The organism is Cytobacillus sp. FSL K6-0265 (assembly GCF_038003465.1).
GTDB lineage: Bacteria > Bacillota > Bacilli > Bacillales > Cytobacillaceae > Cytobacillus > Cytobacillus stercorigallinarum.
In genome coordinates this window covers 3,064,881-3,090,211 of record NZ_JBBOPE010000001.1, presented here as the reverse complement: position 1 = coordinate 3,090,211, position 25,331 = coordinate 3,064,881, and the positions used below count along the sequence as shown (strand labels likewise).

Sequence of the window (25,331 nt, the reverse complement as noted above, 5' to 3'; positions counted from 1 at the left end):
GAATATTGATATTTCTTGAAATTAAAGAGGGGGTATGGTAAATTGGGAACATGTTACAAATTAATTCATAGTATACTTATAGGAATTATTGATATTGTAATTATGCGCAGGAGGGTGCAAAATGGGGAAAGAGTTTATTGAATTATTTGAAGAGTGGGCTAAAACATATGATGATACAGTAACAGGCCATGATGAAGAGTATAAGGATGTTTTCTTATACTATGATCAGTTGCTGCAAGAGGTGGCTGAGAGAGCAACAGGTAATGTATTAGAATTTGGTCTAGGTACAGGTAATTTAACAGCCAAATTATTAAAACGTGATTTAACTGTTATCGGAATTGAACCATCGAAATCAATGAGAGAGATTGCTATCAACAAGTTACAAGATAAAGCAAAAGTGCTAGATGGTGATTTCTTAAACTTTCAAATAGATGAAAACGTAGATACCATAGTCAGTTCTTATGCCTTTCACCATTTAACAGATGAAGAAAAGTCTTTGGCAATTGAACAGTATGGAAAGTTGTTACCTTCAGGTGGTAAAATAGTGTTTGCGGATACAATGTATGAATCTGTTGATGCGTATCAAAAGGCTATTACTGATGCCACTGAAAAGGGTTACCATAAACTAGCAGAAGATTTAAAGCGAGAATACTATACGACAATCCCCGTGTTAAGAGAGATGATGCGGGTGAATGGCTTTTCAGTTTCATTTAATCGCTGCAATGATTTTGTTTGGATTATGGAAGGTGTCAAAGCTTAGAAAGAGGGAAAGTAATGAAAATAGCTATTATCGGAGCAATGGAAGAAGAAGTAACAATTTTAAGGGACCAAATGGAAGAAAAGCAACAGCAAGTGATTGCTGGCTGTGAATATACGGAAGGTAAAATGAACGGAGCAGACGTGGTTCTTCTTCGTTCTGGCATTGGTAAAGTGAGCGCGGCGATGTCAACTACCATTCTTTTGGAGAAGTTCAAGCCGGATTATGTCATCAATACAGGTTCTGCTGGAGGGTTCAATCCTGAATTAAATGTAGGTGATATCGTTATTTCATCTGAAGTTAGACATCATGATGTCGACGCAACTGTATTTGGTTATGAATATGGTCAAGTACCACAACAACCGCCTGCCTTTATTGCAAATGAGCCGTTATTGGAAATTGCTGAAGAGAGTGGTAAAGCATTAGAAGGGATAACAGTTGTAAGAGGATTGATTGCGACTGGAGATTCATTTATCAGCAACCCAGCGCAAACAGCACTTATACAAGATAAATTCACGGCATTGCAAGCAGTAGAAATGGAAGCGGCAGCGATTGCTCAGGTTGCTCATGCCTTTGATACACCTTTTGTGATTATTCGCTCTTTATCTGATATTGCTGGTAAAGAATCTAATATTTCTTTTGATCAATTCCTAGAGAAAGCAGCCTTACACTCTGCAAATCTTGTTATGAAAATAGTAGAAGGAATCAAAAGTAAATAATCAATAAAGGACGGGAAGTTATGAAGGTTTACCATAGCATTCATGAATTGATTGGACAAACGCCAATGGTAGAAATATCGCAGTTCGACTTACCAAAAGGTGTGCGTTTATTTGCTAAGTTAGAATACATGAACCCCGGTGGCAGTGTAAAAGACCGCCTAGGACAAGAATTATTAAGGAATGCTTTTGAAAGTGGTAAGTTAAAACAAGGCGGAACAGTCATTGAACCAACAGCAGGCAATACAGGTATAGGTTTAGCGCTAGCAGCATTAAAAGAAGATGTTCATGTGATCGTTTGTGTACCTGAGAAGTTTAGTATGGAAAAACAAGATCTGATGAGAGCTTTAGGAGCCACAGTCGTTCAGACTCCTACAGAAGAAGGAATGAAAGGTGCTATTGCCAAAGCGGAAGCGCTTTTAAAGGAGATTCCGAATGCATTTTGTCCACAGCAATTTGCTAACCCGGCGAACCCGGATACTTATTACAAAACTTTAGGTCCTGAAATATGGAATGATCTGGATGGTAATGTGGATATATTTGTAGCTGGTGCAGGTACTGGTGGCACTTTTATGGGCACTGCTCGTTACTTAAAAGAAAAAAGACAACAAATAAAAACCGTCATTGTCGAGCCAGAAGGTTCCATCTTAAATGGTGGTGAATCTGGGCCACATAAAACAGAGGGAATCGGTATGGAGTTTTTACCTGATTATATGGATACCACTTATTTTAATAACATTCATACGGTAAGTGATGAGAACGCTTTTTATAGAGTAAAACAATTAGCTGAAAAAGAAGGAATGCTTGTCGGTAGTTCATCTGGTTCAGCTTTACATGCAGCGTTATTAGAAGCAGAACATGCTCCAGCAGGTACGAATATCGTGGTGATTTTTCCAGATGGCAGTGAGCGTTATTTAAGTAAAAAGATTTATGAAGGAGGTATTTGACATGAAAAGAAAAACAAAATTAATTCATGGCGGTATTGCCGGTGATCCAACAACAGGGGCAGTATCTGTACCTATCTATCAAGTTAGTACTTATAAACAAGATGGGGTAGGTAATCATAAAGGCTTTGAGTATTCACGGACAGGTAACCCAACAAGACATGCGTTGGAAGAGCTTATTAAAGATTTAGAAGCTGGGCATGCAGGATTTGCTTTTGGCTCAGGGATGGCAGCAATCACTGCTACTGTGATGCTTTTTGATAGTGGTGATCATATCATTCTCACTGATGATGTATACGGGGGAACTTATCGTGTGATTACGAAAGTGCTTAATCGATTCGGTATTGAAGCGACATTTGTTGATACAAGTAACTTAAACAATATCACAGCTGCCATAAAGCCAAATACAAAAGCTGTATATATTGAAACGCCAACAAATCCACTTCTAAAAATAACGGATATTGAAGCAGCGGCGAAATTAGCTAAAGAAAATAATCTGTTAACAATTGTTGATAATACATTTTCAACTCCATATTGGCAAACACCAATTGAGTTAGGTGCAGATATCGTGCTACACAGTGCGACGAAGTACTTAGGAGGACATAGCGATGTGGTTGCAGGGTTAGTGGTTGTAAATAGTGAGAAGTTAGCAGAAGACCTGCATTTTGTTCAAAATTCAACCGGTGGAGTGTTAGGACCTCAAGATTCATGGTTGCTAATGAGAGGGATTAAAACATTAGGAATCAGAATGGAAGAAACAGAAAGTAACACAAAGGCGATTGTCGAGTTTCTTTTACAGCACCCAGCAGTATCAAAAGTGTATTATCCTGGAATAGAGTCTCATCCAAATCACGACATCGCCAAGAAACAGGCTGATGGCTTTGGTGGAATGGTTTCTTTTGATGTTGGCAGTGAAGAAAATGCTGATAAGCTACTTGAAAATGTGAGATACTTTACTCTTGCTGAGAGCCTCGGTGCTGTTGAAAGCTTGATCTCCGTTCCAGCAAGAATGACTCATGCATCTATACCAAAAGAACGTCGTGACGAGCTCGGTATTACAGACGGACTTGTAAGAATTTCTGTAGGTTTAGAGGATGTGGAGGATTTAATTGAAGATTTAAAGCTAGCTTTAGAAAAGTAAGTTTAATGCTCACCTAAGGGTGGGCATTTTTTTGTTTTCAAGAAGAGGGAGGACGTTCGAAGGTGAAAAAAATAAATATTTTCGCCCTTTTTCAAATTTTTTGCAAAAAGCCGTTTACAAATGGCTGTTTCTTGGATATACTTACCAATGTAAGCGAAAATATCCTAAAGAAAAGGGAGGTCGGAAACAATGAAAAACTTATGCAATTTAACTACAGCAGTAAATGAAACTAAAATACAAAACAATTTCGACCTACTTGGAATGGATCGCTTCATTTAATTTTTTGTCTATCCATGCCGCAGGGAGGAATTGTCATCTCCTGCGGCATTTTTATGTTTGTTTCTTAATGCCGTACGGGGGTGAGTGCTCCTTTGCGGCATTTTTGTGTTCATTTTTGGATAGATAAAGAGAGGAGGTGCTGCAGGATGACATTAAATCTAATTTTTCTAACGGTGACAATTAAAGCTAGAAAACGCTCGGTTGAAGAACGAATGCATGATGAATATGTAAATCGTCTTCTTGAAGACCATAAAGCACGACAAGAAGAGATCTATCGAAATTTTTACTAAGATAAAGGAAATAAGAAAGGTGGAGGAGATCATGATGTTTTTATTACAAGGAAGAAAGGTTTATTTCTGGGTTGAGAAGGACTCAACCTAACAAGGTTTTGTAGGGGGAGAGTGTGTGGCGATAAAAATAATTCTATTCACCGTTTATTTTACGAAAAAATATAGAAATCAAAAGAGGAAAATATAGAGACAAAATTGGTGGGACTTCTAGCTTTTAGAAGTCCCACCATGATTTTATTTATCAGGTCGTTTCCATAAAAACATAATCAAAAATAAACCGATGACAAAAATGATTACTGGTTTCCATGAAAAGCCTTCAAATATAATTTCAGCAATACTAACCATGGCGATGATAAGAAAAACAATCCCTAATACTAAACGATTCACACCCAAACTAACGCTCCCACTTTCTATCCATTTCTTATACCTCCATATTAACTGATTCAAATACACCTCGTCCAATTTCTCACTAAGCAATAAACATGTAATTGAAAATTAATACGCTAGGACAGACAATAACAGCTTTTCCACTACATAGAAATGGTTAATAGGCGAAAAGTTCAACTAGCGGGGGTGGCACTATGTCTGGAATTATGACAGCACTTGGATTTTTAGTTAAAGAAATTGTTTTTCTTGTCTCATATGTGAAGAATAATGCTTTTCCTCAGCCTTTATCTTCAAGTGATGAAAAAAAATACTTAAGGCAAATGGCAGAAGGGGATTCACACGCACGCAATATGCTGATTGAGCATAATCTTCGACTTGTCGCACATATTGTAAAAAAATTCGAGAACACAGGAGAAGATGCTGAGGATCTTATCTCCATCGGTACAATAGGGTTAATTAAAGCGATTGAAAGCTATTCTGAAGGCAAAGGAACAAAGCTTGCTACTTATGCCGCGAGATGTATAGAAAACGAAATTCTCATGCATTTGAGAGCATTAAAGAAGACAAAAAAAGATGTCTCTCTTCATGATCCAATCGGGCAGGATAAAGAAGGCAATGAAATTTCGTTGATTGATGTGTTAAAGTCTGAATCAGAAGATGTGATTAATACGATTCAACTGAATATGGAACTTGAGAAGGTGCGAGAATACATTGATGTATTGGATGAAAGAGAGAAAGAAGTCATTGTCGGACGGTTTGGATTGGATTTAAAGAAGGAAAAGACTCAAAGGGAGATAGCGAAAGAATTAGGTATTTCCCGGAGCTACGTTTCTCGTATTGAAAAACGAGCATTAATGAAAATGTTTCATGAATTTTATCGAGCGGAAAAAGAGAAGAAGAAGAATTAAGAATAACGTATGCATTTACCACAGTTTCCAGGCTGTGGTTTCTTTATAGACTTCGTGAAGTCACGGGATGTTTAAGCATTTACACAAATAAAATCATAAAAATGAATCATGTGATGTCTTCATATAATCGATTTGACCACCAAAAAAAGATTTCTTATAATGATTCTCACAAAACTCGCCTAATGAAAGTGAGCAAAGGAAATCGGAGTATCCAAAAGGAAAGCCGAAAAGAGGGGGTAGCATAGGCACAAAACCAATTATCCTAAATAAAAGCTGCCTATATTGTAGTTGCTCAGCACGTATCAAACTTTCCCTTTTGCAGAATGCATTTGTATCTACTAACAGAGGTAAGATTGTAATGAAGGAGATTATACGGTTGACGATGATAATCATTATTGATTAAAATGAAGTTATATCATTAAGGGTAGAGGTGGATTTAAATGTTCGTTCAAATGAAAAAATTTACTGTAACTGAAGGAAATGCGCATCATCTTGTGGAAAAATTCAGCCAAAAAGGCATTATTGATGAACAACCAGGGATTATTGACATTTCAATTATGGTGAAAAAAGTAAGGCGAGGAAATGAAGAAGTTATATTGCAAATCCGTTGGGAATCCGAACAGGATTGGAAGAACTGGGAGAAGAGCGAAGCGCATATTGCTGGACATAAAGCAAGTAGAGGAAAACCAAAACCGGAATTTATTTTAGAAACTGAAGGCAGTCTATATCATGTGGAGACAATTAAAACACCTGCAATCGAAGCAAAATAAATTTTTACATTCACATAATTTAGTAAAAGTAAACGCAAAAACACAAAGATATTCTCCCTTATAAGTAGACAAGTAATAAGCTCGCTACTTATAGGGGAGTATTTTTTAATCCTGAAATGTTCGTAAAAGTATGAATAATTCGATCCCCTATACAACTTATCCTTAGGTTTGGGATTTAGAAAGTTTTATTGAAGGAGGTAGTCATATAAATCGTTTCAAAATTACCTAGATCAAATAGATATCTTGATGGAAGCATATATTTCATTGGCTAACTAGAGGTTATGCGTAATGACTACTTCTATACGATTGAGGCTTAGCATCTAAAAAAATGATCTTTACTATCTTCGCAAATTCCTTAGAATGATTCCTTCTATCTATGTAAATCATCTTAAGTTTACTACATATTCCTTCTTTCCTCTTTACAATCATCATTCCATACGATAATTTTAATAGGCTGGACTGTTAACAAGTGATATAATAGCAGACGGTGAGGTGGGTTTGTTATACATGAAAGATAACTCTCGCTTCAATGCAAAAGAAAAAAGCACTGTCACAATTGACTTTATTTATGAAAAGAATCAGATGATAGATGAACTTTAAGAAATGTACTGGTTGTATTAATTAGAGAAACCTAAAATTAAGAGTGACACCTTTGTGTAATAGGTGCTTATTCCTTGGAAATAAAGTATAGAAAGGTGTTAAAGATGAAGCAAGCGATTTATCGAACATTGATTGAATTAACGAATGGTCGAATGACCTCATCGATTTTATATAAATTTGCGAGATCTAAAATGAGTAGATTTTTAATCAAACCGTTTTCTAAGACGTATCGTATTAATGAAGATGAAATTAAAGGCGATTTGGATCAATTTCAGACATTACATGAATTCTTTATACGTCTATTGAAGGAAGATGCCCGGCCTATTCATCAAGGGGAGGATACAATTGTCAGCCCTGTTGATGCAATGATTGAGGATATAGGTATGGTGGATAGTAAACATGTGATTACTGTGAAGGAGAAAGATTACTCCATTGCGGAAATGCTTGGTGGGGTTGAAGAAGCGGAGAAATATAAAGGTGGGACGTATATGATTTTCTACTTAAGTCCCAGTCATTATCACCGCATTCACAGTCCCGTTGATGGTCAAGTAATGAGACAATGGACATTAGGAAAGAAATCTTATCCAGTGAATAAATGGGGTTTAAGTCTTGGAAAAGATACTTTATCTAAAAATTATCGCAAAATATCAGAAATTCAATATGACGGTGGCGAATTAGCGATGGTTAAAGTAGGGGCCATGTTTGTCAATTCAATTGAGCGGACGTATCAAAATGACACATTGAAAAAAGGTGAAGAAGTTGCTTATTTTTCATTTGGCTCGACAGTTATTTTGTTATTTCAGAAAGATGCCTTTCAGTTGGTACCGACTATACAGTTTCCAGCTCCAATAAAAGTTGGAGAAGTAATCGGTCATATTGTGTAGACAAAAAGAATAGCCCTACAATTGTGGAGGGCGATGGTTCTGCTAGGAAGAAGCTTTTATGCTATTTGATAAGGATCTTCTGTGAATTTCGGTTTCGATAAGGCGGATGAAATCCAATGATAATTGAAGTTGGATAGCTTTGTGATAAGATTCTATTAAAAGCTCATCAGATAACTTTCGCATGTAGGATCACACCTCCATTACGGCTCATTCATTCTCGTTTATCTAAAGAATAGGGCTATTTAAAAGAAGTTCTTGTTGTTACTTCTACCATAGCAGAATGAGTAGAATAGAACAACCGTTCGTTTATCCACAGTAAAAGGTGGATAAAGTGTGATTAAACTGTTCATATCTCTGTTCGAGTAAATAATCTCACAGTGTATAATGTGTATAAAGTTATCCACAAAAATGGTAATGTTGGAATTTGTCGAAAAGTTTTCGTTCTATTTATTCGCTTATTCATTTTCGAATAAAGAATAATGCTAATTGACCATTTGATTGTGATATGTCATATTAGGTCAGAATAAGATGATAGCTTGAAATAATGAAGAATGAGGTGTTTAAACGGTCGTGCTAAAGAATTTTCTACCGGATCAACATGTAAAGAATATTTTTGAAATTACGCCAGATATCTTGAAAGAACAAGGGATTAAAGGTATTATTACTGATTTAGATAATACGTTAGTGGAATGGGATCGACCTAATGCGACTCCACAATTAATTAATTGGTTTGAACAAATGCGTTTAAGTGATATTAAAGTAACGATTGTTTCTAATAATAATGAGAGCAGAGTAAAGACTTTCTCTGATCCTTTAAAAACACCTTTTATATATCAAGCGAGAAAACCGATGGGAAGAGCCTTTAAACGCGCTTTACTAGAAATGCAGCTTGAAAGGCATGAAGTTGTTGTCGTTGGTGATCAGTTATTAACAGATGTATTAGGTGGAAATAGAAGTGGGTTTAACACGATTTTAGTAGTACCTGTCGCAAAAACAGACGGTTTTTTTACGAAAATCAATCGTACGATAGAAAGAAGAATACTCAACTGGTTTAAGAAAAAAGGTATGATTAATTGGGAGGATTAACTTTGAAAGAAGAATACGTTTGTATAGGATGCGGTGTGCATATTCAAACTGAGCATCCGAATGAAATAGGTTATGCGCCAAATTCAGCATTAAAAAAAGAAGAAATCATTTGTCAGCGTTGTTTTCGTTTGAAACACTATAACGAAGTACAGGATGTCAGTTTAACAGATGATGACTTTTTAAAAATCCTAAATGGTTTAGGTAATAAAGATGCCTTAATTGTCAAGGTTGTTGATATCTTTGATTTCAATGGCAGTTGGTTGCCTGGTTTACACAGGTTTGTAGGTAATAATAAAGTGTTATTAGTTGGTAATAAAGTAGATTTATTACCAAAATCGGTGAATCATAAGAAGTTAATGAACTGGATGAAGCAGCAGGCGAAGGAACTAGGTTTGAAACCTGAAGAGGTCTTTTTAGTGAGTGCTGCGAAAGGTCAGCAAATGAAAGAAATAGCGACAGAGATTGATCGGTATAGAAAAGGTAAAGACGTATATATTGTCGGTTGTACGAATGTTGGGAAGTCAACATTTGTTAACAGGATAATCAAAGAGGTAACTGGAGAAGGAGATATCATTACTACCTCTCATTTTCCAGGCACAACATTAGATATGATTGAAATTCCTTTAGAGGATGGAAAAGCCCTCATCGATACACCAGGAATTATTAATCATCATCAAATGGCACATTATATTGATAAGCGTGATTTGAAAATCATTACACCGAAAAAAGAAATAAAGCCGAAAGTATACCAATTAAATGATGGTCAAACCCTTTATTTTGGTGGATTAAGTCGATTTGATTTTATTCATGGTGACCGGACATCGTTTATTTGTCATTTCTCTAATGAAATCCAGATTCATCGGACAAAATTAGAAAAAGCGGATGAATTATACGAAAAACATGTTGGAGAAATGTTGACACCACCCCGTAAGGACGAATTAGACGAGTTTCCTGAGCTCATCCGTCATGAATTTACAATAAAAGAAGATAAGACAGATATCGTTTATTCAGGCTTAGGCTGGATAACAGTACCTACAGCAGGATGTAAAATAGCTGCATATGTACCTAAGGGCGTTAATGTTACACTTAGAAAATCACTGATATAATCCTTATCGTCAAAGGGGAGAAGAAGAGTGGAGAAGTTTTATGCAGTAATTGGGGACCCTATTGCACATTCGATGTCACCTGTGATGCATAATGATTTATTTCAGTACTACCAAATGGATGCCCATTATTTACCATTGCATATTCAATCGGAAAATCTATCGGATGCCATTAAGGGTTTAAGGGCATGTAGTGTGGCAGGATTTAATGTGACTGTGCCACATAAAGAGAGTATTATGGCGTATTTAGATGAACTAGATCCTTTAGCAGAAGCAATTGGGGCAGTAAATACTGTCATTCACAGGGATGGAAAGTTAATTGGCTATAATACGGATGGAACGGGTTTTCTCCGGGGACTGAAAAACCATCAACCACAGTTTATAGAAAATAAAATATTAGTGTTAGGTGCAGGTGGAGCTGCTAAAGCTATTGTCTATGCTTTAGCGCAAGCGAGCGTTTCCCACATCACAATTGCCAATCGCACTGTTGAACGTGCGGTTCAATTGATTGCTGATTGTCCGTATGATGTAGATATGCGAGCATTGACATTGGATGATGCAGCACATAAACTTGACGAATATGATTGTATCATTCAAACGACTTCGATCGGAATGTCACCAAGAATGGGAGAAAAACCACTTAATCTTCATCTTATGCGTGAAGACGTCTTTGTTAGCGATATTATATATAATCCATTTGAAACAGCCTTTTTAGCAGAAGCAAAAGCAAAAGGAGCGCGTGTGCAAAATGGGTTAGATATGTTTGTTTATCAAGGTGCGTTAGCGTTTGAATTATGGACTTCTCAAATGCCAGACACGGAACGAATGAGAAGAAATGTGGAGCAACAATTAGGAGGAAATTATGTTAACAGGTAAGCAAAAGAGATATTTAAGATCAGAAGCACATCATTTAAACCCGATTTTCCAAGTGGGAAAAGGTGGCGTAAATGATAATATGGTGAAGCAAATAGCAGAGGCATTAGAAGCAAGAGAACTATTAAAAGTAAGCATTTTACAAAACTGTGATGAAGATAGGGATACTGTAGCCGAATTGTTAATTAAAGGAACAAAAGCGGAACTTGTACAGGTAATAGGCAATATGATTGTCCTTTATAAACAATCAAAAGAGAACAAACAAATTAAATTACCTTAAACGAACCTTTGGGGGGAAAAGGATGAAAAGAATAGGAATCCTAGGAGGTACATTTGATCCTCCTCACTTAGGTCACTTAATTATCGCTAATGAAGTATTACATGCAAAAGCTTTAGACGAAATTTGGTTTATGCCGAACCAAGAGCCACCACATAAAGAAAAAAGTTACTTTCTGAGTAATGAAGATAGAATAGCATTATTAAGAAAAGCGGTTAGTGATCATCCACAATTTCAAGTGGAATTAGTAGAATTAGAAAGAAAAGGTCCTTCTTATACTGTTGATACGATCAAGATTTTACATGAAAGAGAGAAGGATACAAAATTTTTCTTTATTATTGGCGCGGACATGGTTGAGTATCTGCATAAATGGCGTGATATAGATTATTTGCTCGATCTAGTCACTTTTGTAGGCGTAAAGAGACCAGATTATGAATTAACGACCACATATCCCGTTGATTATGTTGAGATTCCCGAGATTGGTATTTCATCTACTTTGATCAGAGAACGCATGAAAAATGGAGAGACCATTAAGTATTTAGTGCCAGAAAAAGTCCGCACATACATGGAGGAGAATCACCTATATGAATCGTGAACTGGCATTAGAAATTGTCAAAGAACAATTAACAGATCATCGTTACCAACATACAATTGGTGTGATGAACAGTGCAATTGAATTGGCGAAAAGATTTGGAGCAGATGTGAAAAAGGCTGAAATGGCCGCCATTTTTCATGATTATGCTAAATTTCATCCCAAGGAAGAAATGAAAGCGTGTATCTTAGCACAGGGTATGCCTTCAGATTTACTAGAATACAGTAGTGAGTTATGGCATGCCCCAGTGGGCGCATATTTAGTCGAAACGAAAGTTGGTATTGCTGACTGTGAAATATTAGAGGCAATACGCTATCATACTTCAGGACGAGCTAATATGTCATTATTAGAGAAAGTTGTGTATTTAGCGGACTATATTGAGCCGGGTAGGCATTTTCCTGGTGTTGAAGAAGTGAGGGAGCTTGCACAGCATGATTTGGATGAAGCATTGATTCAGGCTGTGAAAAACTCTATTCTTTTTCTAATGAAAAAAAATCAATCAGTCTATCCGCTCACATTAACGATGTACAATGATTTAGTGATGAATAGAAAGGGTTGATGATATGTCAGAAAAACAATTACTTACAACAGTTGTAAAAGCAGTAGACAGTAAGAGAGCAGAAGATATCGTGGCACTAAATATGAAAGGAATCTCGTTAATAGCGGATTATTTCGTTATTTGTCACGGGAATTCAGATAAGCAAGTGCAAGCTATTGCTAAAGAAGTAAAAGACAAAGCTGAAGAAAACGGCTATGAAGTTAAAAGAATGGAAGGGTTTGAAGAAGCACGCTGGGTTTTAGTTGACTTAGGGGACATTGTTGCACATGTGTTCCATCGCGATGAAAGAAGTTATTATAACTTGGAACGTCTTTGGGGCGATGCGAAAATAGAAGATATTAAAAGTGAGCTGCAACCATAATGAGTTATCAGCAATTTGCATATCTCTATGATGGATTAATGGTAGATGCACCTTATGAAAAATGGGTGTCCATTGTTGCATCACAGTGTGATCTTCATCAATTAAAAGGTAAGCGTCTCCTTGATCTTGCTTGTGGAACAGGTGAGCTTTCTTTGCGATTGGCTGATAGAGGCTATGAAGTGACTGGAGCTGATTTATCAGATAATATGCTTGCGGTTGCACAAAGCAAAGCAGCGAACAAAGCGCTATCGATTCAGTTTTTAGAACAGGATATGTCTAGATTAGAAGAGATTGGTGTATATGATGTCATTACTATTTTTTGTGACTCATTGAACTATCTCCAATCAGAAGATGAAGTGAAATCTACCTTCTCAGGAGTATATGAACATTTAGCTGATGACGGTTTGTTTATGTTTGACGTACATACCGTTCATAAAATTGACGATTTGTTTGTTAATCAAACTTTTGCCTTAAATGAAGAAGAAGTAAGTTATATTTGGCAAAGTTATGAAGGGGAATTCCCACATAGTGTGGAACATGATTTGTCATTCTTCGTCCTAGATGAAAAAATGGGAACATACAAACGATATGATGAATGCCATTTTCAGAGAACGTATGATTTCGACGTATATAGGCTTTGGTTGAAAGAGGCGGGTTTTGAAATAACTAGTTTTTTCGTTGATTTTAATGAGAAAAGTACAGAAATAAACGATGCTGAAAGATTGTTTTTTATTTGTAAAAAGAAATAATCTAATATAAACAAAGAAAAGTCCCGGAAAAAATTCCGAGACTCTTTTTTTGTTAGAAGGGTTTTGGCATTTTTTATCGAACTATTAAATAGTTGTATATTGCGTTTTAACCATGTTTATATCCTCAGCAAACTTTGAATGAGTCGCTTGAAACAAGTGTTCAAACATATCTCCTATCTCTTTTTCAAGCACCTTTATACCTTCACCGGTCACTCCGCCCTTTACACACACCTTTTCTTGTAAAGTTGGTAATGTATAATGTCCTTGGCGCAACAATTCTCCTAATCCTATCAGCATTTCACTAGCTAATTTTGTGGCAGTATCATTATCTATCTTTGTTTCCTTAACGGCGGCATCTATAAATCGCTGTGTTAAGTAACTAAAAAATGCGGGACCACAGCTAACGATATCTGAAGCCACTCTTGTGATTTTTTCCTCAATAATGGTAGGGACAGAAATTTGTTCGAATAACCATTGAATACTTTCCTGCCACTCTTTTGAGCAATGATCTCCGTATGTGACTAGGGAGACACCAGCTAATGCTCGGTTCGTGATGCTCGGAATGACTCTTGCACTGGAACAGTACAAGACAGACTCTAATTGATTTACCGCAATAGGACTTGTAATAGAGATGACGCATTTATCTCTATTTAGATTCGGTTGAATGGTTTGAATGACTTCGTAAACATCATGTGGTTTGACACAAACGAAAATAAGTGAAGACATCTTAGCAGTTGTCAGTGCGTCTCGTGCCACATTGATAGTTGGATTTGCTTCTTTTATCTCCAATGATTTTGCAATGGTACGGTTTGTAATGGTAATGGAAGAAGGGGAAACAGCTTTGCTATCAAGCAAGGCTTCTGTCAAAATTCTCCCCATATTGCCTGTGCCAATTATACCGATATTCAACATAAATCCCTCCTTCACTAACAAAAATGACTCCTATTAAAAATATGAAGCAAGAGATGAAATTATGTCTAATGAAAGGAATTGATGATAATGGAATGGGTGAAGCAATACGCCTTGTATATTGTAATGGTTGCTGGATTCATTGTTGGTGCTGTATGTATGTGGGCGCTCTCCCCACTTCTAAATCAAGACAATACGGGTGAAGTGGAAAATGAATGGCTGCTTGAGGATAAGGAGTTTGAAGAAGGGGTAGAAACATCTCAAGAAGAAGTGAATTCTTCAGATGATGTGATGGTTGATATTAAAGGAGAAGTCAAAGATCCAGGTGTCTATGAGTTAAAAAACACCCAGCGTATTGTAGATGCTATTCAAGTTGCGGGAGGGTTTCTAAGTGAAGCGGATCAACAACAAGTCAATCTTGCTCAGAAACTGACAGACGAAATGGTTATCTATATTCCAAAAGTGGGGGAAGAGAGTGTTTCATCGTTACCGACATTAAACGATGGAAACGAAGGGAAAATCAATTTGAATCAGGCAACTGTTGAACAGCTTGAAACACTGCCAGGAATTGGTCCTACAAAAGCAGAAGATATTCTCTCGTTTAGAGAGGAAAACGGCTCTTTTAAAGCTATTGAAGATTTAAAAGAGATATCAGGGATTGGGGAAAAAACTTTTGAAAAACTAAAAGATCTGATAAGTGTTGATTGATTAGATGAAAATGGATTTGACCATACATGTATGGTGTGATTAAACTAAAACATGAGGATGTATGAAAAAAGGGAGAGACGTACAATGGACAGAATTTCTTGGGATCAATATTTTATGGCACAAAGCCATTTGCTAGCATTAAGAAGTACATGTACACGATTAACTGTAGGGGCAACAATTGTTCGTGATAAACGAATGATCGCAGGTGGGTATAACGGCTCAATCACAGGTAGCGATCATTGTATTGATGAAGGTTGCTATGTCATTGACAATCATTGTGTAAGAACGATACATGCGGAGATGAATGCCATTTTGCAGTGCGCGAAATTTGGTGTACCAACAGAGAATGCAGAAATTTATGTAACACATTTTCCTTGCTTACAATGCTGTAAAGCAATTATTCAAGCAGGTATTAAAAAGGTATACTATGCAGAGGACTATAAAAATCATCCATATGGAATAGAGCTATTTCAACAAGCGGGGGTTTCGTTAAAGAAAGTTCCTTTCGATCAGCAACAGTTAGATGTAAAAGCAACGGAAAAGAACGATTTAATTAAGAAGTTATTGGCTGAAATTAAAGACTTAAAAGGCGAGAACGCTCTATATGATCAATTAAAAGAAGAAGTAGAAACTATTTTAAAATAATTGACTGATGAAACGGTTTGTTTAGGCAGCGAACCGTTTCATATTCTTGGATTTAACGATACTATTCTAAATGGGTGGTGAATTTTTTTGCCAGGGAAATGGTTTTTTTGCTCCCTTGTCGCGACTTTTTCACTCTTATCTTCTTTCTCCTCTTATTTGTATTTCATTCCCCTTTTCCTGTTTTTTCTCTTTAGTATTTTTACAAAATATCTTTCTCGAAGACTGACATTATTGTTTATTTTATGTAGTGTGTTATTTTTCATTAGAGGTTATGTTGCTTCTTATGATAATGTGACAGATATAATAAGCGAAAGAACTGATTTCCGATTGACCTTTACTCATGGATGGGTCATTGATGGAGATCGTCTTTCGGCCCAAGCGATAGATCAACTTACAAATGAAAAACTCTTATTTACATACTACGTTCAATCTAAGGAAGAAAAAGACTCGATGGAGAAGATAACGAGTACAGGTTTGATATGTAACGTGAATGGAAAACTAGAAATACCGCAAAAAGCAACTAATTTCCATAGTTTTGATTATCAACAATATTTACAACGTAAAGGTATTCACTGGCAAATTCAAACAGATCAATTTGATTTACGAAGTTGCCAAATGAGTAATACGAATATCGTTACACAAATTTGGCAATGGCGGGAGAAAGGGATTCAATATGTGAATAAGTACTTTCCGAGTGAAACCGCTCCACTAACGAATGCATTAGTCTATGGAGACCGCTCGCAATTAGATGCAAGCGTTGAAACAGCTTATCAAAGGTTAGGGGTTATTCATTTATTAGCTATCTCAGGTATGCATGTTAGTTTGTTAGCTGGAATGCTCTTGTTTGTGGGCTTACGGTTAGGTGTGACAAGGCAACATATGTTGATAATTTTAGTGGTTTTGTTACCGATCTATGGCGTGATTGCCGGAGGAACACCTTCAGTTATTCGAGCTGTAGCCATGCTGATGTTCGCAGCGCTATTTAAAATGTTTTTGTCAGCTATGAGAACGCAAGATGTACTATGTATTGTATTTGTTTGTTATTTATTTATCACCCCATTTACGCTTTATGACGTCGGTTTTCAACTTTCTTTCGCAGTTACTTATGTTTTGCTTTTGTCTTCTTATTCTCTCCTCAAAAGGCGTTCATCCCCTATAAGGTCACTCTTTGTGATATCTTTTATTTGTCAGTTAGCGGCAACGCCAATATTACTTTATTCATTCTTTGAAATCTCAATTTTCTCCCTTGTAGCTAATATCATCTTTGTACCCATTTTTTCTTTTGTTCTTCTCCCGTTATGTCTTTTCTTATTGGCTTATCATTTGATTGTCGGAACTTGGGCTTGGATTCCGATTCAATGGATAAATACATTACTAGAGCGTATGAATAAGTTAAGTTTAACAATAGCAGATTTTCCTCAGGCTGTATTAACCTTAGGAAGGCCCTCTTTGTGGCTTATTCTACTCTATTTATTTGCAATCTTTCTTTTCTTCTTAAAATGGGAGAAAGGTGAGGGAAGGAAGAATTTTCTATTAGCAAGCATTGCACCTTTTTTCGTTTTTTTCATTCACTATCTTACTCCTTATTTTACTTTTACTGGAGAAGTCTCTTTTATTGATGTCGGGCAAGGGGATAGTATATTCATTCGTTTACCTCATAATAGGGGGAATTATTTAATTGATACTGGGGGAGTACTTTCATTTGAAAAAGAGGAATGGCAGGAAAGAACCGGAGCATTTGATCCTGGAGAAGATATTGTTGTGCCTTTTTTAAAAAGTAAAGGAATTAGGAAAATTGATAAGCTTATTCTTACTCATGGTGATAGTGATCATATGGGAGGTGCACCAGCTGTTATGTCTATGGTTAAAGTAAGAGAAATATTACTACCGATTACGAATGAAAGAAGTGCATTAGAAACAGAGATTTTAAAGTTAGCTCAAACAAGAAACGTTAATGTACAGGAGATAAGCGCAGGTGTTCGTTGGCGTATGAAGGATGAGAAATTTCAAATTCTTATGCCTTTGGATAAAACAGCAAATAATAAAAATGATGGGTCTATCGTGCTTTATGCTGTCATTGGGGGGTTAGCATGGTTATTTACTGGTGATTTAGAAGAAGCTGGGGAAGAGAAGCTAGTCAGTAAATATGGGAGGTTATCTGTTGATGTATTAAAAGTGGGGCATCACGGCAGTAAAACTTCGACGACTGAGAAGTTTCTCGATGGGGTAAAACCTAAATTAGCAGTTATTTCAGTTGGTAGGAACAATCGTTTCGGTCATCCAACTGAGGAAGTGTTGCAGAGGTTAAGTGATCATCAAATTCCAATAATAAGAACGGATCATCATGGCGGAATTTCTTATGTTTTTTTCAGGGGGAACGGAACCTTTTCAACTGTCCTACCATAGGATATTTTATGCCTAGACAATCGAACGAATTTAACTTTCTTTTCAAAAAATAAAAAAGACTGCAAAGCGAAATGCAGTCTCTTCTGAAAGCTCTAAGTCAATAATGCAAAATGACAGAAGTATGTATCTGCCTATGAGCCTTCAAGGGTTATGCGCCGATTGCTTTAATTGCGACCGCAATGACAAATAGAATGGTAAAGAATCCGAAAGAAGCAACGAATCCCATTGCGGAGTCACCAATATCGTGACGTTTCGATTGGACATTTTTTTCAAATTCGTTCACAGTCAACCCTCCTATTTCCTTAATTAGTATAAGTGATTTCCATGAAAAAATCTACACTTCTAGCAATGCTTTTCCTTTACTTACATGAGTTGTCAGCGATAATTTAGCGACTGTCATGCCATATTATAAGTATAAGGGTGCACCGCTTCAGCAAGAGAATCCTAGGCCTCTTGCTTGCAAGCGTTTCTATATAGATTGTTTGAGAAGCGCTTAATAAGCGCTTTTCTTGTATTTATTGGTATTATAAGCAGCGTGCATTCTTTTCATTCCACTTGTCAAAATCGATTTGCTTCTATAGGATAGATAGTACTTATAAAATATGATCGGAGCGAGAAAAGTGGTTTTTGATATATGGAAGCAAATTAAAGCAAAAAGCTTCTCATCTGTATATTTGCTATACGGAACTGAGCCTTACCTTATCAATGAAACGAAACAATTATTAATCAATCATGCGTTACTGCCAGAAGAACTTGACTTCAATTTATCTACCTATGATTTAGAAGAAACGCCAATTGAAGTTGCAATTGAAGACGCTGAAACGTTTCCTTTCATGGGAGAGCGCCGTCTTATTATTTTACATAATCCATATTTTTTAACAGCGGATAAAGGGAAAGCAAAGGTGGAGCATCAATTAAATGTACTTGAGAACTATTTGAAAGATCCTGCTCCTTACACTATTCTCGTATTTTCTGGTGCGTATGAAAAGCTAGATGAGCGAAAAAAGTTAACAAAGCAAATCAAAAAAAATGCTGCAGTGTTAGAAGCGAAACAATTGAATGAGAAAGAGTTACATGTATGGATGCGTGATCGTGCATCCAAAAATGGCGTACAGATTGATGAAGAAGCAATTAATCTTCTTCTTACACTTTCAGGTATGAATTTATTTATGTTAACGAGCGAAATGGACAAGCTAGCTTTATACGGTAATGATGAAAAACGCATTACGGTTGAAATGGTCGATCAATTAGTGTCGCGGTCTTTAGAACAAAATATCTTTACACTAGTTGATAAAGTCGTCCATAGAGACATAGAAGCAGCATTAAGAATTTTTTATGATTTATTAAAGTTAAATGAGGAACCTATTAAAATTTTGGCAGTAATTACAAATCAGTTCCGTCTCATTTACCAAGTGAAAGAATTGTCTAGAAGAGGTTATGGGCAAAATCAGATGGCTGGATATATTAAAACTCACCCTTTTAGAGTGAAACTTGCGGCCGGTCAAGCGAGACTTTTTAGTGAAGAAGAGTTATCGCAAATCATGGATGTGCTTGCAGAAGCTGATTATCAAATGAAAACAGGAGGAATGAACAAGCAATTATTAATTGAGTTATTTTTATTTAAATTAAATAAACGAGATATTGAAGTTTTATAAATACCTCATGTATTTTCCATCGGGCTTAATCTTTATATGAAATGAAAAAAAGCTATCCATCATGTGGATAGCTTTTTATGATTTCTACAAATTAAGCATTTGCAGCATTCATTCTTTTCATTAAACGAGATTTCTTACGAGCAGCAGCATTTTTATGGATAAGTCCTTTTGCAGCAGCTTTATCTAGTTTGCTTGCAGCTTGTGCAAAGCTCTCAGCAGCAGTTGCATCATTGTTAGCAATCGCAGCTTCAGATTTTTTCACTGCAGAACGCATGTTAGACTTAGCTTGAATGTTACGTGCACTGCGTGCTTCGTTTGTTTTAACACGTTTGATAGCAGATTTAATATTTGGCATTCCATTCACCTCCTACAAAAAAGGCATCGAATTTTTATGAACTCGATATTTGTATTCATCATTATTATAAATTCAGAACAAGTGATATTCTATCAAAGCTGAGACAATAAATCAATACAAAACGAGGAAATCCATCTTCTCCTTCACTGTAGAAACATATTGTTCACATATAAAACATGCATGATTTGAACAAGTGGTGGTCATCCTAAAACTAACTATAATACGCAAAAAAGGTGGTCGTTTCGCTTTGAATGAGAAGTTGGATTTAAGCAAATATGGTATAAGAACGGACTTAGCGATAGAAGCTCGCGAGGTCGTATTAGAAAATCAAGGAATACACGGTGAAGAGAATCAGTCCCAAATCGAAGGCGTTATTATAAAAGAAAAAGAAGAAAATGGCATGAAAACCTCTTATGTCGAAGTGACAGAACAAGGAAGTGAAATGCTAGGGAAAAAACCAGGTAAATATTTAACAATAGAGGTACAGGGGATTAGACAACAAGATACGGAAACACAACTGCAAGTGGAAAAGCTATTTGCTAAAGAAATGGCCTACTTTATTAAAGACCTTGGCATTGGCCCTAACGATTCGTGTTTAATCGTTGGTTTAGGGAACTGGAATGTTACACCTGATGCGATTGGACCTGAAGTATGTGAAAACTTACTAATTACTCGGCACTTATTTGAGTTACAGCCTGAGAGTGTAGAAGATGGCTATCGTCCTGTTAGCGCGCTTTCGCCTGGTGTAATGGGGTTAACGGGTATTGAAACAAGTGACATTTTGTTTGGTATTGTTGAGAAAACGAAGCCGGATTTTGTCATTGCTGTGGACGCTCTAGCAGCAAGGTCTATTGAAAGGGTCAATTCTACTATCCAAATTTCTGATACAGGCATTCATCCTGGATCAGGTGTTGGCAACAAGCGAAAGGAAATTAGTAAAGAAACTTTAGGTGTACCGGTTATTGCTATTGGCGTGCCAACTGTTGTTGATGCTGTTTCGATTACAAGTGACACAATAGATTTCATCCTCAAGCATTTTGGGAAGGAACTAAAAGAAGGGGACAAGCCTTCTCGCTCTTTAACACCGGCTGGCATGACATTTGGAGAAAAGCGCAAGCTATCTGAAGAAGATTTACCTGAGGAGAATGAGCGACAAACATTTATGGGTATTGTGGGTACATTACCTGAGGAAGAAAAACGTAAATTAATCGGGGAAGTTCTATCTCCACTGGGGCATAACTTGATGGTAACCCCAAAAGAAGTAGATGTGTTTATAGAAGATATGGCTAATTTACTAGCTAATGGATTAAATGCTGCCCTCCATACGAAAGTAAACCAAGAGAATACAGGCTTTTATACGAGATAAAAAAGGTTCTATCTTTTCTATTCTTTTCATACAATCTATTACTAGAATAAGGAAAAGGTGATTCGAATGAAAAGATTTATGATCGCAGCTATATTTATTATATCTCTCATGTTTATTTCTGTTTTGTTTGGTATGAAGCAAGCGAATCATGCAATGGTAGAGATGAGTACCCTAACAGTCGGGGATGATAGGGGCGCATCCACACATGATTTACAAGGTAAGCAGAAACAATTAGAGGAGATGAAGTCCTTTAATCTCTTCTCATCTATTGGTAAGTCCATATCAGAAGGAACGCAAGCCATAACAAGAACAGGCATTGATATGGTAGTTGATAAGGTACAAGCAAAAGATGAGGAGTAATAGAGCATTCCCTAGGTGGATTCAAGGATCCGCCTAGGATTTATAAAAATGGTCAATGATGTCAGATGAAACCAATCCTCCAACTAGCTTCTCTATCCTAAAAATAGAAATGAAACTCCGATTGAATCTGTACACCCTTTCATGAATTTCGTTGAATCTTCCATTTTGTACTGCTATAATCAAAAATATGTATGTCTTTTCGATTAGATAGAGAAGCAAGTAAATAAATGAAGTACATATCATCCACTTTTTAAGTGCTAAGAAACTTGGCTAACAAAGATGATCGTATATAGAGTCTTTGTGTAGCCAGACCATTAGTGTGCTTACTAGTGAAAACTGTTGTGAACCATACACATATGTGTGATTTGCGCTTTTATATAGGAGTGAAGAAAGTTACATGAATAGAGAAGAGAGACTAAATAGGCAATCTAGGACCCGTAATTTTTCCATTATTGCTCATATTGACCATGGGAAATCCACATTGGCTGACCGTATTCTGGAAAAAACAAATGCACTTACTTCGCGGGAAATGAAAGATCAGCTCCTAGATTCGATGGATTTAGAGAGAGAACGTGGCATTACGATTAAATTAAATTCTGTACAACTCAAATATAAAGCTAAGGATGGAGAAATTTATACTTTCCATCTAATTGATACGCCAGGGCATGTCGATTTTACATATGAGGTGTCCAGAAGTTTAGCAGCATGTGAGGGTGCAGTATTAGTCGTCGATGCTGCTCAAGGAATAGAGGCGCAAACGTTAGCTAATGTATACTTGGCGTTAGACAATGATTTAGAAATATTACCTGTGATTAATAAAATAGATTTACCTAGTGCCGATCCAGAGCGTGTAAGAAATGAAGTGGAAGAAGTCATTGGACTTGATGCTTCTGAAGCTGTTTTAGCATCTGCCAAAGCAGGGATTGGGATTGAAGAGATTCTAGAGCAAGTGGTAGAGAAGGTTCCGGCACCGACTGGAGATCCAGATGCGCCTCTTAAAGCGTTAATATTTGATTCCTTATATGATGCTTATCGTGGAGTTGTTGCTTATATTCGCGTCGTTGATGGAACAGTTAAAGTAGGCGACAAAGTAAAAATGATGGCCACAGGCAAAGAGTTCGAAGTAACTGAGGTTGGCGTATTTACACCTAAATCGACGCCAATGGATGAGCTTTCAGTTGGAGATGTTGGTTTCTTAACGGCAGCAATTAAAAACGTAGGCGATACACGAGTTGGTGACACGATTACAAGTGCAAAGAATGGTGCAACAGAACCGTTACCTGGTTATCGTAAACTGAACCCGATGGTCTATTGTGGACTTTATCCGATTGATAGTGCGAAATTCAATGATTTGCGTGAAGCACTTGAAAAACTCGAACTGAATGACTCTGCTCTTCAGTACGAACCTGAGACTTCGCAGGCGCTTGGATTTGGGTTCCGTTGTGGATTTTTAGGTTTGCTGCATATGGAGATTATTCAAGAAAGAATTGAGCGAGAATTTAAGATTGATTTAATTACAACGGCACCAAGTGTAATCTATGATGTGGTGTTAACAGATGGAACGGAGTTAAAAGTTGATAACCCTTCAGATATGCCGGATGCACAAAAAATTGAAAGAGTAGAAGAACCGTATGTAAAAGCAACGATGATGGCACCAAATGAATATGTCGGTGCGATTATGGAACTGTGTCAATTAAAACGCGGCAATTTCATTGATATGCAATATATGGATGAGTCACGTGTGAATATTATTTATGAAATACCTCTGTCAGAAATTGTTTATGACTTTTTTGATCAATTAAAATCAAATACAAAAGGGTATGCGTCTTTTGATTATGAATTAATCGGTTATCGCCCATCTAAGCTTGTGAAAATGGATATTTTATTAAACGCAGAGAAAGTGGATGCTCTTAGCTTTATTGTTCATAAAGACTTTGCATATGAACGAGGAAAAGTGATTGTTGAAAAATTAAAAGAACTTATTCCGCGTCAACAGTTTGAAGTCCCTATTCAAGCAGCAGTTGGGCAAAAGATCATTGCTCGTTCAACAATAAAAGCGATGCGTAAAAATGTCCTTGCAAAATGTTATGGTGGAGATATTTCCCGTAAAAGAAAATTGCTTGAAAAGCAAAAAGAAGGGAAAAAGCGCATGAAGCAAGTTGGGTCGGTTGAAGTACCGCAAGAAGCATTTATGGCTGTATTAAAAATGGACGATAATAATACGAAGAAATAAAATAAATTGCTTTATTAGGATAGGTTAGGTATGCTTTCCCATAGGCGTATCCTAGCCTATTTTTTTCCGTTTTAAATTTTTAAAATAGAAGCAGAAACAAAGAGACTAGAATGGAAAGTCCAAAGATTGTTTTTGCTAAACTCATCAAGATGAGAAACCTAAAAAAGTAAGGTTGTGAAAGTAATGATTCAAGCGGCATACCTTCATATACCGTTTTGTGAACATATTTGTCACTATTGTGATTTTAATAAAGTCTTCTTAAAGGGACAACCAGTAGATGAGTATCTACAATATTTAGATAAAGAAATGGAAATCACGATGAACAGCAGTGAATACGCTCCTTTTAAGACTATATTCGTCGGAGGAGGGACACCGACTGCTTTGAATGAAAAGCAACTTGCCACTTTTCTAGAGTCGATTCGTAAAAGATTACCTCTTGCTGGTCAGTATGAGTTTACTTTTGAAGCTAATCCAGGTGACTTATCATACGAAAAACTTAAGTTGTTGTTCGATCATGGGGTCAATCGCTTAAGCTTAGGTGTACAAACATTTAACGATCAATTGTTAGAAAAAATTGGTAGGGTCCATCGAGCGAAAGATGTGTATCAGTCAGTGGAATCTGCAAAAAAAGCTGGTTTTAAGAATATGAGTATAGATCTGATATACAGCTTGCCTACTCAAACGATGGCAGACTTCCAAGAAACTTTAAACACTTCCTTTCAATTAGATGTTCAACATTTTTCTGCTTACTCGCTGATTATAGAGCCGAAAACCGTATTTTATAACCTGATGCGTAAAGGTAAACTTCATACTCCTGGGGAGGATGTTGAAGCAGCAATGTATGAGTTATTGATGGAAAAGATGAAAGAGAATGGCTTTGAGCAGTATGAAATTAGTAATTTTTCTAAGCCTGGCTTTGAAAGTAAACATAATTTAACCTATTGGAATAATGAAGCTTATTTTGGGTTTGGTGCTGGCGCCCATAGCTATGTAGATGGTTATCGCCGCTCTAATTACGGCCCTTTAAAAAAATATATGGAACCATTAGATCAAAATCAGTTGCCTATTATGGACAAACATGAAGTGACGAAGAAGGAGAAAATGGAGGAAGAAATGTTTCTTGGACTTCGTAAAACACAAGGTGTTTCGATGAAAGGTTTTAAGGAGAAATTTGATATAGATATCATGGAGGTATTTCGTGAAGAATTAATGGCACACGAACAGAAGTCATTACTAGAAATAAAAGATGATTCTATTCAATTAACAAAGCAAGGCCGATTATTAGGCAACGAAGTTTTTCAATCATTTATTAAATGAACAAAGCTGTAAAAGGCTACCGCTCTATTTATCAGTTGTATCCAGAAAAGAATATGTTGAAATCATAACAGTCTTGCGACTATTATACGAGTGGCACCTTC

The 25,331-nt window shown here is 36.6% G+C and carries 29 protein-coding genes; 24 read left to right on the top strand and 5 right to left on the bottom strand.

Annotation, left to right across the window (positions count from 1 at the left end; all coding sequences use genetic code 11):
* The first annotated feature begins 121 nt into the window (after positions 1-121).
* From MHH73_RS15635 to MHH73_RS15615, 5 genes are all read left to right on the top strand, one after another.
* A complete protein-coding gene (locus MHH73_RS15635; protein WP_341067949.1) occupies positions 122-760 on the top strand; it encodes a class I SAM-dependent methyltransferase in 639 nt (212 codons plus the stop codon).
* A gap of 14 nt (positions 761-774) precedes the next feature.
* Positions 775-1,476: a 5'-methylthioadenosine/S-adenosylhomocysteine nucleosidase gene (gene mtnN / locus MHH73_RS15630; RefSeq protein WP_191810344.1), complete on the top strand. Its 702-nt coding sequence runs from the start codon at positions 775-777 to the stop codon at positions 1,474-1,476.
* A gap of 20 nt (positions 1,477-1,496) precedes the next feature.
* Positions 1,497-2,420, top strand: coding sequence for a PLP-dependent cysteine synthase family protein (locus tag MHH73_RS15625; protein WP_191810346.1), 924 nt, complete (start codon positions 1,497-1,499; stop codon positions 2,418-2,420).
* Between the two features lies 1 nt (position 2,421).
* Positions 2,422-3,558, top strand: coding sequence for a bifunctional cystathionine gamma-lyase/homocysteine desulfhydrase (locus MHH73_RS15620; RefSeq protein ID WP_191810348.1), 1,137 nt, complete (start codon positions 2,422-2,424; stop codon positions 3,556-3,558).
* 425 nt (positions 3,559-3,983) lie between these two features.
* The gene (locus MHH73_RS15615) at positions 3,984-4,127 is read left to right on the top strand and encodes a YrzI family small protein (RefSeq protein WP_095372483.1); all 144 of its coding nucleotides are present in this window, start codon (positions 3,984-3,986) and stop codon (positions 4,125-4,127) included.
* Between the two features lie 234 nt (positions 4,128-4,361).
* Here MHH73_RS15615 and MHH73_RS15610 read toward each other — a convergent pair whose 3' ends face one another.
* Complete coding sequence (locus MHH73_RS15610) at positions 4,362-4,574, bottom strand: hypothetical protein (RefSeq protein WP_191810350.1); 213 nt, start codon at positions 4,572-4,574, stop codon at positions 4,362-4,364.
* A gap of 134 nt (positions 4,575-4,708) precedes the next feature.
* Here MHH73_RS15610 and sigK point away from each other — a divergent pair, with 134 nt between their 5' ends.
* The 3 genes from sigK to MHH73_RS15595 all read left to right on the top strand — a co-directional run bounded on the left by sigK (position 4,709) and on the right by MHH73_RS15595 (position 7,676).
* Positions 4,709-5,422, top strand: a complete 714-nt coding sequence (gene sigK / locus MHH73_RS15605) for an RNA polymerase sporulation sigma factor SigK (RefSeq protein ID WP_095372484.1) — start codon at positions 4,709-4,711, stop codon at positions 5,420-5,422.
* A 440-nt stretch (positions 5,423-5,862) separates the two neighbouring features.
* A complete protein-coding gene (locus tag MHH73_RS15600; protein ID WP_191810352.1) occupies positions 5,863-6,192 on the top strand; it encodes an antibiotic biosynthesis monooxygenase in 330 nt (109 codons plus the stop codon).
* 704 nt (positions 6,193-6,896) lie between these two features.
* Positions 6,897-7,676 carry a phosphatidylserine decarboxylase gene (locus tag MHH73_RS15595; RefSeq protein WP_191810354.1) on the top strand — a complete coding sequence of 260 codons (780 nt, stop codon included), beginning with the start codon at positions 6,897-6,899 and terminating at the stop codon, positions 7,674-7,676.
* A gap of 42 nt (positions 7,677-7,718) precedes the next feature.
* On the opposite strand, the gene MHH73_RS15590 is transcribed toward MHH73_RS15595, so the two are convergent.
* Positions 7,719-7,859 (bottom strand): sporulation histidine kinase inhibitor Sda, encoded by a 141-nt coding sequence (locus tag MHH73_RS15590; RefSeq protein ID WP_191810356.1) that lies wholly within the window; start codon positions 7,857-7,859, stop codon positions 7,719-7,721.
* Positions 7,860-8,246: 387 nt separating this feature from the next.
* Between MHH73_RS15590 and MHH73_RS15585 the strand changes: the two genes are divergently transcribed.
* From MHH73_RS15585 to MHH73_RS15550, 8 genes are read left to right on the top strand one after another with little or no spacing between them, the layout of a single operon-like run.
* Complete coding sequence (locus tag MHH73_RS15585) at positions 8,247-8,762, top strand: YqeG family HAD IIIA-type phosphatase (RefSeq protein WP_191810358.1); 516 nt, start codon at positions 8,247-8,249, stop codon at positions 8,760-8,762.
* Between the two features lie 2 nt (positions 8,763-8,764).
* Positions 8,765-9,868, top strand: coding sequence for a ribosome biogenesis GTPase YqeH (gene yqeH / locus MHH73_RS15580; protein ID WP_191810360.1), 1,104 nt, complete (start codon positions 8,765-8,767; stop codon positions 9,866-9,868).
* Positions 9,869-9,895: 27 nt separating this feature from the next.
* Complete coding sequence (gene aroE, locus MHH73_RS15575; RefSeq protein WP_341067943.1) at positions 9,896-10,741, top strand: shikimate dehydrogenase; 846 nt, start codon at positions 9,896-9,898, stop codon at positions 10,739-10,741.
* Positions 10,728-11,018, top strand: a complete 291-nt coding sequence (gene yhbY, locus MHH73_RS15570) for a ribosome assembly RNA-binding protein YhbY (RefSeq protein WP_341067940.1) — start codon at positions 10,728-10,730, stop codon at positions 11,016-11,018. Before aroE ends, yhbY begins: the two co-directional genes overlap by 14 nt.
* Positions 11,019-11,040: 22 nt before the next feature.
* On the top strand, positions 11,041-11,610 hold the full coding sequence (locus tag MHH73_RS15565; protein WP_341067937.1) for a nicotinate-nucleotide adenylyltransferase: 570 nt from the start codon (positions 11,041-11,043) through the stop codon (positions 11,608-11,610).
* Positions 11,600-12,166 (top strand): bis(5'-nucleosyl)-tetraphosphatase (symmetrical) YqeK, encoded by a 567-nt coding sequence (gene yqeK, locus MHH73_RS15560; protein ID WP_341067934.1) that lies wholly within the window; start codon positions 11,600-11,602, stop codon positions 12,164-12,166. Before MHH73_RS15565 ends, yqeK begins: the two co-directional genes overlap by 11 nt.
* A 4-nt stretch (positions 12,167-12,170) precedes the next feature.
* Entirely contained in the window at positions 12,171-12,527 is a 357-nt protein-coding gene (gene rsfS / locus MHH73_RS15555; RefSeq protein WP_191810370.1) for a ribosome silencing factor, read from the top strand.
* Positions 12,527-13,276 carry a class I SAM-dependent DNA methyltransferase gene (locus MHH73_RS15550; RefSeq protein WP_191810372.1) on the top strand — a complete coding sequence of 250 codons (750 nt, stop codon included), beginning with the start codon at positions 12,527-12,529 and terminating at the stop codon, positions 13,274-13,276. The genes rsfS and MHH73_RS15550 overlap by 1 nt, the downstream gene beginning before the upstream one ends.
* An 84-nt stretch (positions 13,277-13,360) precedes the next feature.
* On the opposite strand, the gene comER is transcribed toward MHH73_RS15550, so the two are convergent.
* The gene (comER, locus tag MHH73_RS15545; protein ID WP_341067931.1) at positions 13,361-14,185 is read right to left on the bottom strand and encodes a late competence protein ComER; all 825 of its coding nucleotides are present in this window, start codon (positions 14,183-14,185) and stop codon (positions 13,361-13,363) included.
* A gap of 90 nt (positions 14,186-14,275) precedes the next feature.
* Between comER and MHH73_RS15540 the strand changes: the two genes are divergently transcribed.
* The 3 genes from MHH73_RS15540 to MHH73_RS15530 all read left to right on the top strand — a co-directional run bounded on the left by MHH73_RS15540 (position 14,276) and on the right by MHH73_RS15530 (position 17,944).
* On the top strand, positions 14,276-14,893 hold the full coding sequence (locus tag MHH73_RS15540) for a helix-hairpin-helix domain-containing protein (RefSeq protein WP_341067928.1): 618 nt from the start codon (positions 14,276-14,278) through the stop codon (positions 14,891-14,893).
* Positions 14,894-14,977: 84 nt separating this feature from the next.
* Positions 14,978-15,538: a ComE operon protein 2 gene (locus tag MHH73_RS15535; RefSeq protein ID WP_191810376.1), complete on the top strand. Its 561-nt coding sequence runs from the start codon at positions 14,978-14,980 to the stop codon at positions 15,536-15,538.
* 87 nt (positions 15,539-15,625) lie between these two features.
* Positions 15,626-17,944: a DNA internalization-related competence protein ComEC/Rec2 gene (locus tag MHH73_RS15530; RefSeq protein WP_341067926.1), complete on the top strand. Its 2,319-nt coding sequence runs from the start codon at positions 15,626-15,628 to the stop codon at positions 17,942-17,944.
* Between the two features lie 148 nt (positions 17,945-18,092).
* Here MHH73_RS15530 and MHH73_RS15525 read toward each other — a convergent pair whose 3' ends face one another.
* A complete protein-coding gene (locus MHH73_RS15525; protein WP_095372500.1) occupies positions 18,093-18,227 on the bottom strand; it encodes a YqzM family protein in 135 nt (44 codons plus the stop codon).
* A 337-nt stretch (positions 18,228-18,564) separates the two neighbouring features.
* Between MHH73_RS15525 and holA the strand changes: the two genes are divergently transcribed.
* Positions 18,565-19,599: a DNA polymerase III subunit delta gene (holA, locus tag MHH73_RS15520; protein ID WP_191810381.1), complete on the top strand. Its 1,035-nt coding sequence runs from the start codon at positions 18,565-18,567 to the stop codon at positions 19,597-19,599.
* A gap of 91 nt (positions 19,600-19,690) precedes the next feature.
* Here holA and rpsT read toward each other — a convergent pair whose 3' ends face one another.
* A complete protein-coding gene (rpsT, locus tag MHH73_RS15515) occupies positions 19,691-19,954 on the bottom strand; it encodes a 30S ribosomal protein S20 (RefSeq protein WP_191810382.1) in 264 nt (87 codons plus the stop codon).
* A gap of 247 nt (positions 19,955-20,201) precedes the next feature.
* Here rpsT and gpr point away from each other — a divergent pair, with 247 nt between their 5' ends.
* The 4 genes from gpr to hemW all read left to right on the top strand — a co-directional run bounded on the left by gpr (position 20,202) and on the right by hemW (position 25,230).
* The gene (gpr, locus tag MHH73_RS15510) at positions 20,202-21,320 is read left to right on the top strand and encodes a GPR endopeptidase (RefSeq protein ID WP_341067923.1); all 1,119 of its coding nucleotides are present in this window, start codon (positions 20,202-20,204) and stop codon (positions 21,318-21,320) included.
* A gap of 66 nt (positions 21,321-21,386) precedes the next feature.
* Positions 21,387-21,680, top strand: coding sequence for a DUF3679 domain-containing protein (locus tag MHH73_RS15505; RefSeq protein WP_341067920.1), 294 nt, complete (start codon positions 21,387-21,389; stop codon positions 21,678-21,680).
* Positions 21,681-22,077: 397 nt separating this feature from the next.
* Positions 22,078-23,913 carry a translation elongation factor 4 gene (gene lepA / locus MHH73_RS15500; protein ID WP_191810388.1) on the top strand — a complete coding sequence of 612 codons (1,836 nt, stop codon included), beginning with the start codon at positions 22,078-22,080 and terminating at the stop codon, positions 23,911-23,913.
* A gap of 183 nt (positions 23,914-24,096) precedes the next feature.
* On the top strand, positions 24,097-25,230 hold the full coding sequence (gene hemW, locus MHH73_RS15495) for a radical SAM family heme chaperone HemW (RefSeq protein WP_191810389.1): 1,134 nt from the start codon (positions 24,097-24,099) through the stop codon (positions 25,228-25,230).
* The last annotated feature ends 101 nt before the right edge of the window (positions 25,231-25,331 follow it).

Coding starts and splice junctions, on each gene's coding strand:
- yhbY (WP_341067940.1), top strand. CDS start 10,728: ATGTTAACAGGTAAGCAAAAGAGATATTTAAGATCAGAAGCACATCAT.
- MHH73_RS15540 (WP_341067928.1), top strand. CDS start 14,276: ATGGAATGGGTGAAGCAATACGCCTTGTATATTGTAATGGTTGCTGGA.
- rpsT (WP_191810382.1), bottom strand. CDS start 19,954: ATGCCAAATATTAAATCTGCTATCAAACGTGTTAAAACAAACGAAGCA.
- MHH73_RS15535 (WP_191810376.1), top strand. CDS start 14,978: ATGGACAGAATTTCTTGGGATCAATATTTTATGGCACAAAGCCATTTG.
- MHH73_RS15590 (WP_191810356.1), bottom strand. CDS start 7,859: ATGCGAAAGTTATCTGATGAGCTTTTAATAGAATCTTATCACAAAGCT.
- MHH73_RS15565 (WP_341067937.1), top strand. CDS start 11,041: ATGAAAAGAATAGGAATCCTAGGAGGTACATTTGATCCTCCTCACTTA.
- MHH73_RS15615 (WP_095372483.1), top strand. CDS start 3,984: ATGACATTAAATCTAATTTTTCTAACGGTGACAATTAAAGCTAGAAAA.
- MHH73_RS15550 (WP_191810372.1), top strand. CDS start 12,527: ATGAGTTATCAGCAATTTGCATATCTCTATGATGGATTAATGGTAGAT.
- yqeK (WP_341067934.1), top strand. CDS start 11,600: ATGAATCGTGAACTGGCATTAGAAATTGTCAAAGAACAATTAACAGAT.
- MHH73_RS15620 (WP_191810348.1), top strand. CDS start 2,422: ATGAAAAGAAAAACAAAATTAATTCATGGCGGTATTGCCGGTGATCCA.
- hemW (WP_191810389.1), top strand. CDS start 24,097: ATGATTCAAGCGGCATACCTTCATATACCGTTTTGTGAACATATTTGT.
- mtnN (WP_191810344.1), top strand. CDS start 775: ATGAAAATAGCTATTATCGGAGCAATGGAAGAAGAAGTAACAATTTTA.
- MHH73_RS15505 (WP_341067920.1), top strand. CDS start 21,387: ATGAAAAGATTTATGATCGCAGCTATATTTATTATATCTCTCATGTTT.
- sigK (WP_095372484.1), top strand. CDS start 4,709: ATGTCTGGAATTATGACAGCACTTGGATTTTTAGTTAAAGAAATTGTT.
- MHH73_RS15600 (WP_191810352.1), top strand. CDS start 5,863: ATGTTCGTTCAAATGAAAAAATTTACTGTAACTGAAGGAAATGCGCAT.
- MHH73_RS15625 (WP_191810346.1), top strand. CDS start 1,497: ATGAAGGTTTACCATAGCATTCATGAATTGATTGGACAAACGCCAATG.
- rsfS (WP_191810370.1), top strand. CDS start 12,171: ATGTCAGAAAAACAATTACTTACAACAGTTGTAAAAGCAGTAGACAGT.
- MHH73_RS15595 (WP_191810354.1), top strand. CDS start 6,897: ATGAAGCAAGCGATTTATCGAACATTGATTGAATTAACGAATGGTCGA.
- MHH73_RS15635 (WP_341067949.1), top strand. CDS start 122: ATGGGGAAAGAGTTTATTGAATTATTTGAAGAGTGGGCTAAAACATAT.
- lepA (WP_191810388.1), top strand. CDS start 22,078: ATGAATAGAGAAGAGAGACTAAATAGGCAATCTAGGACCCGTAATTTT.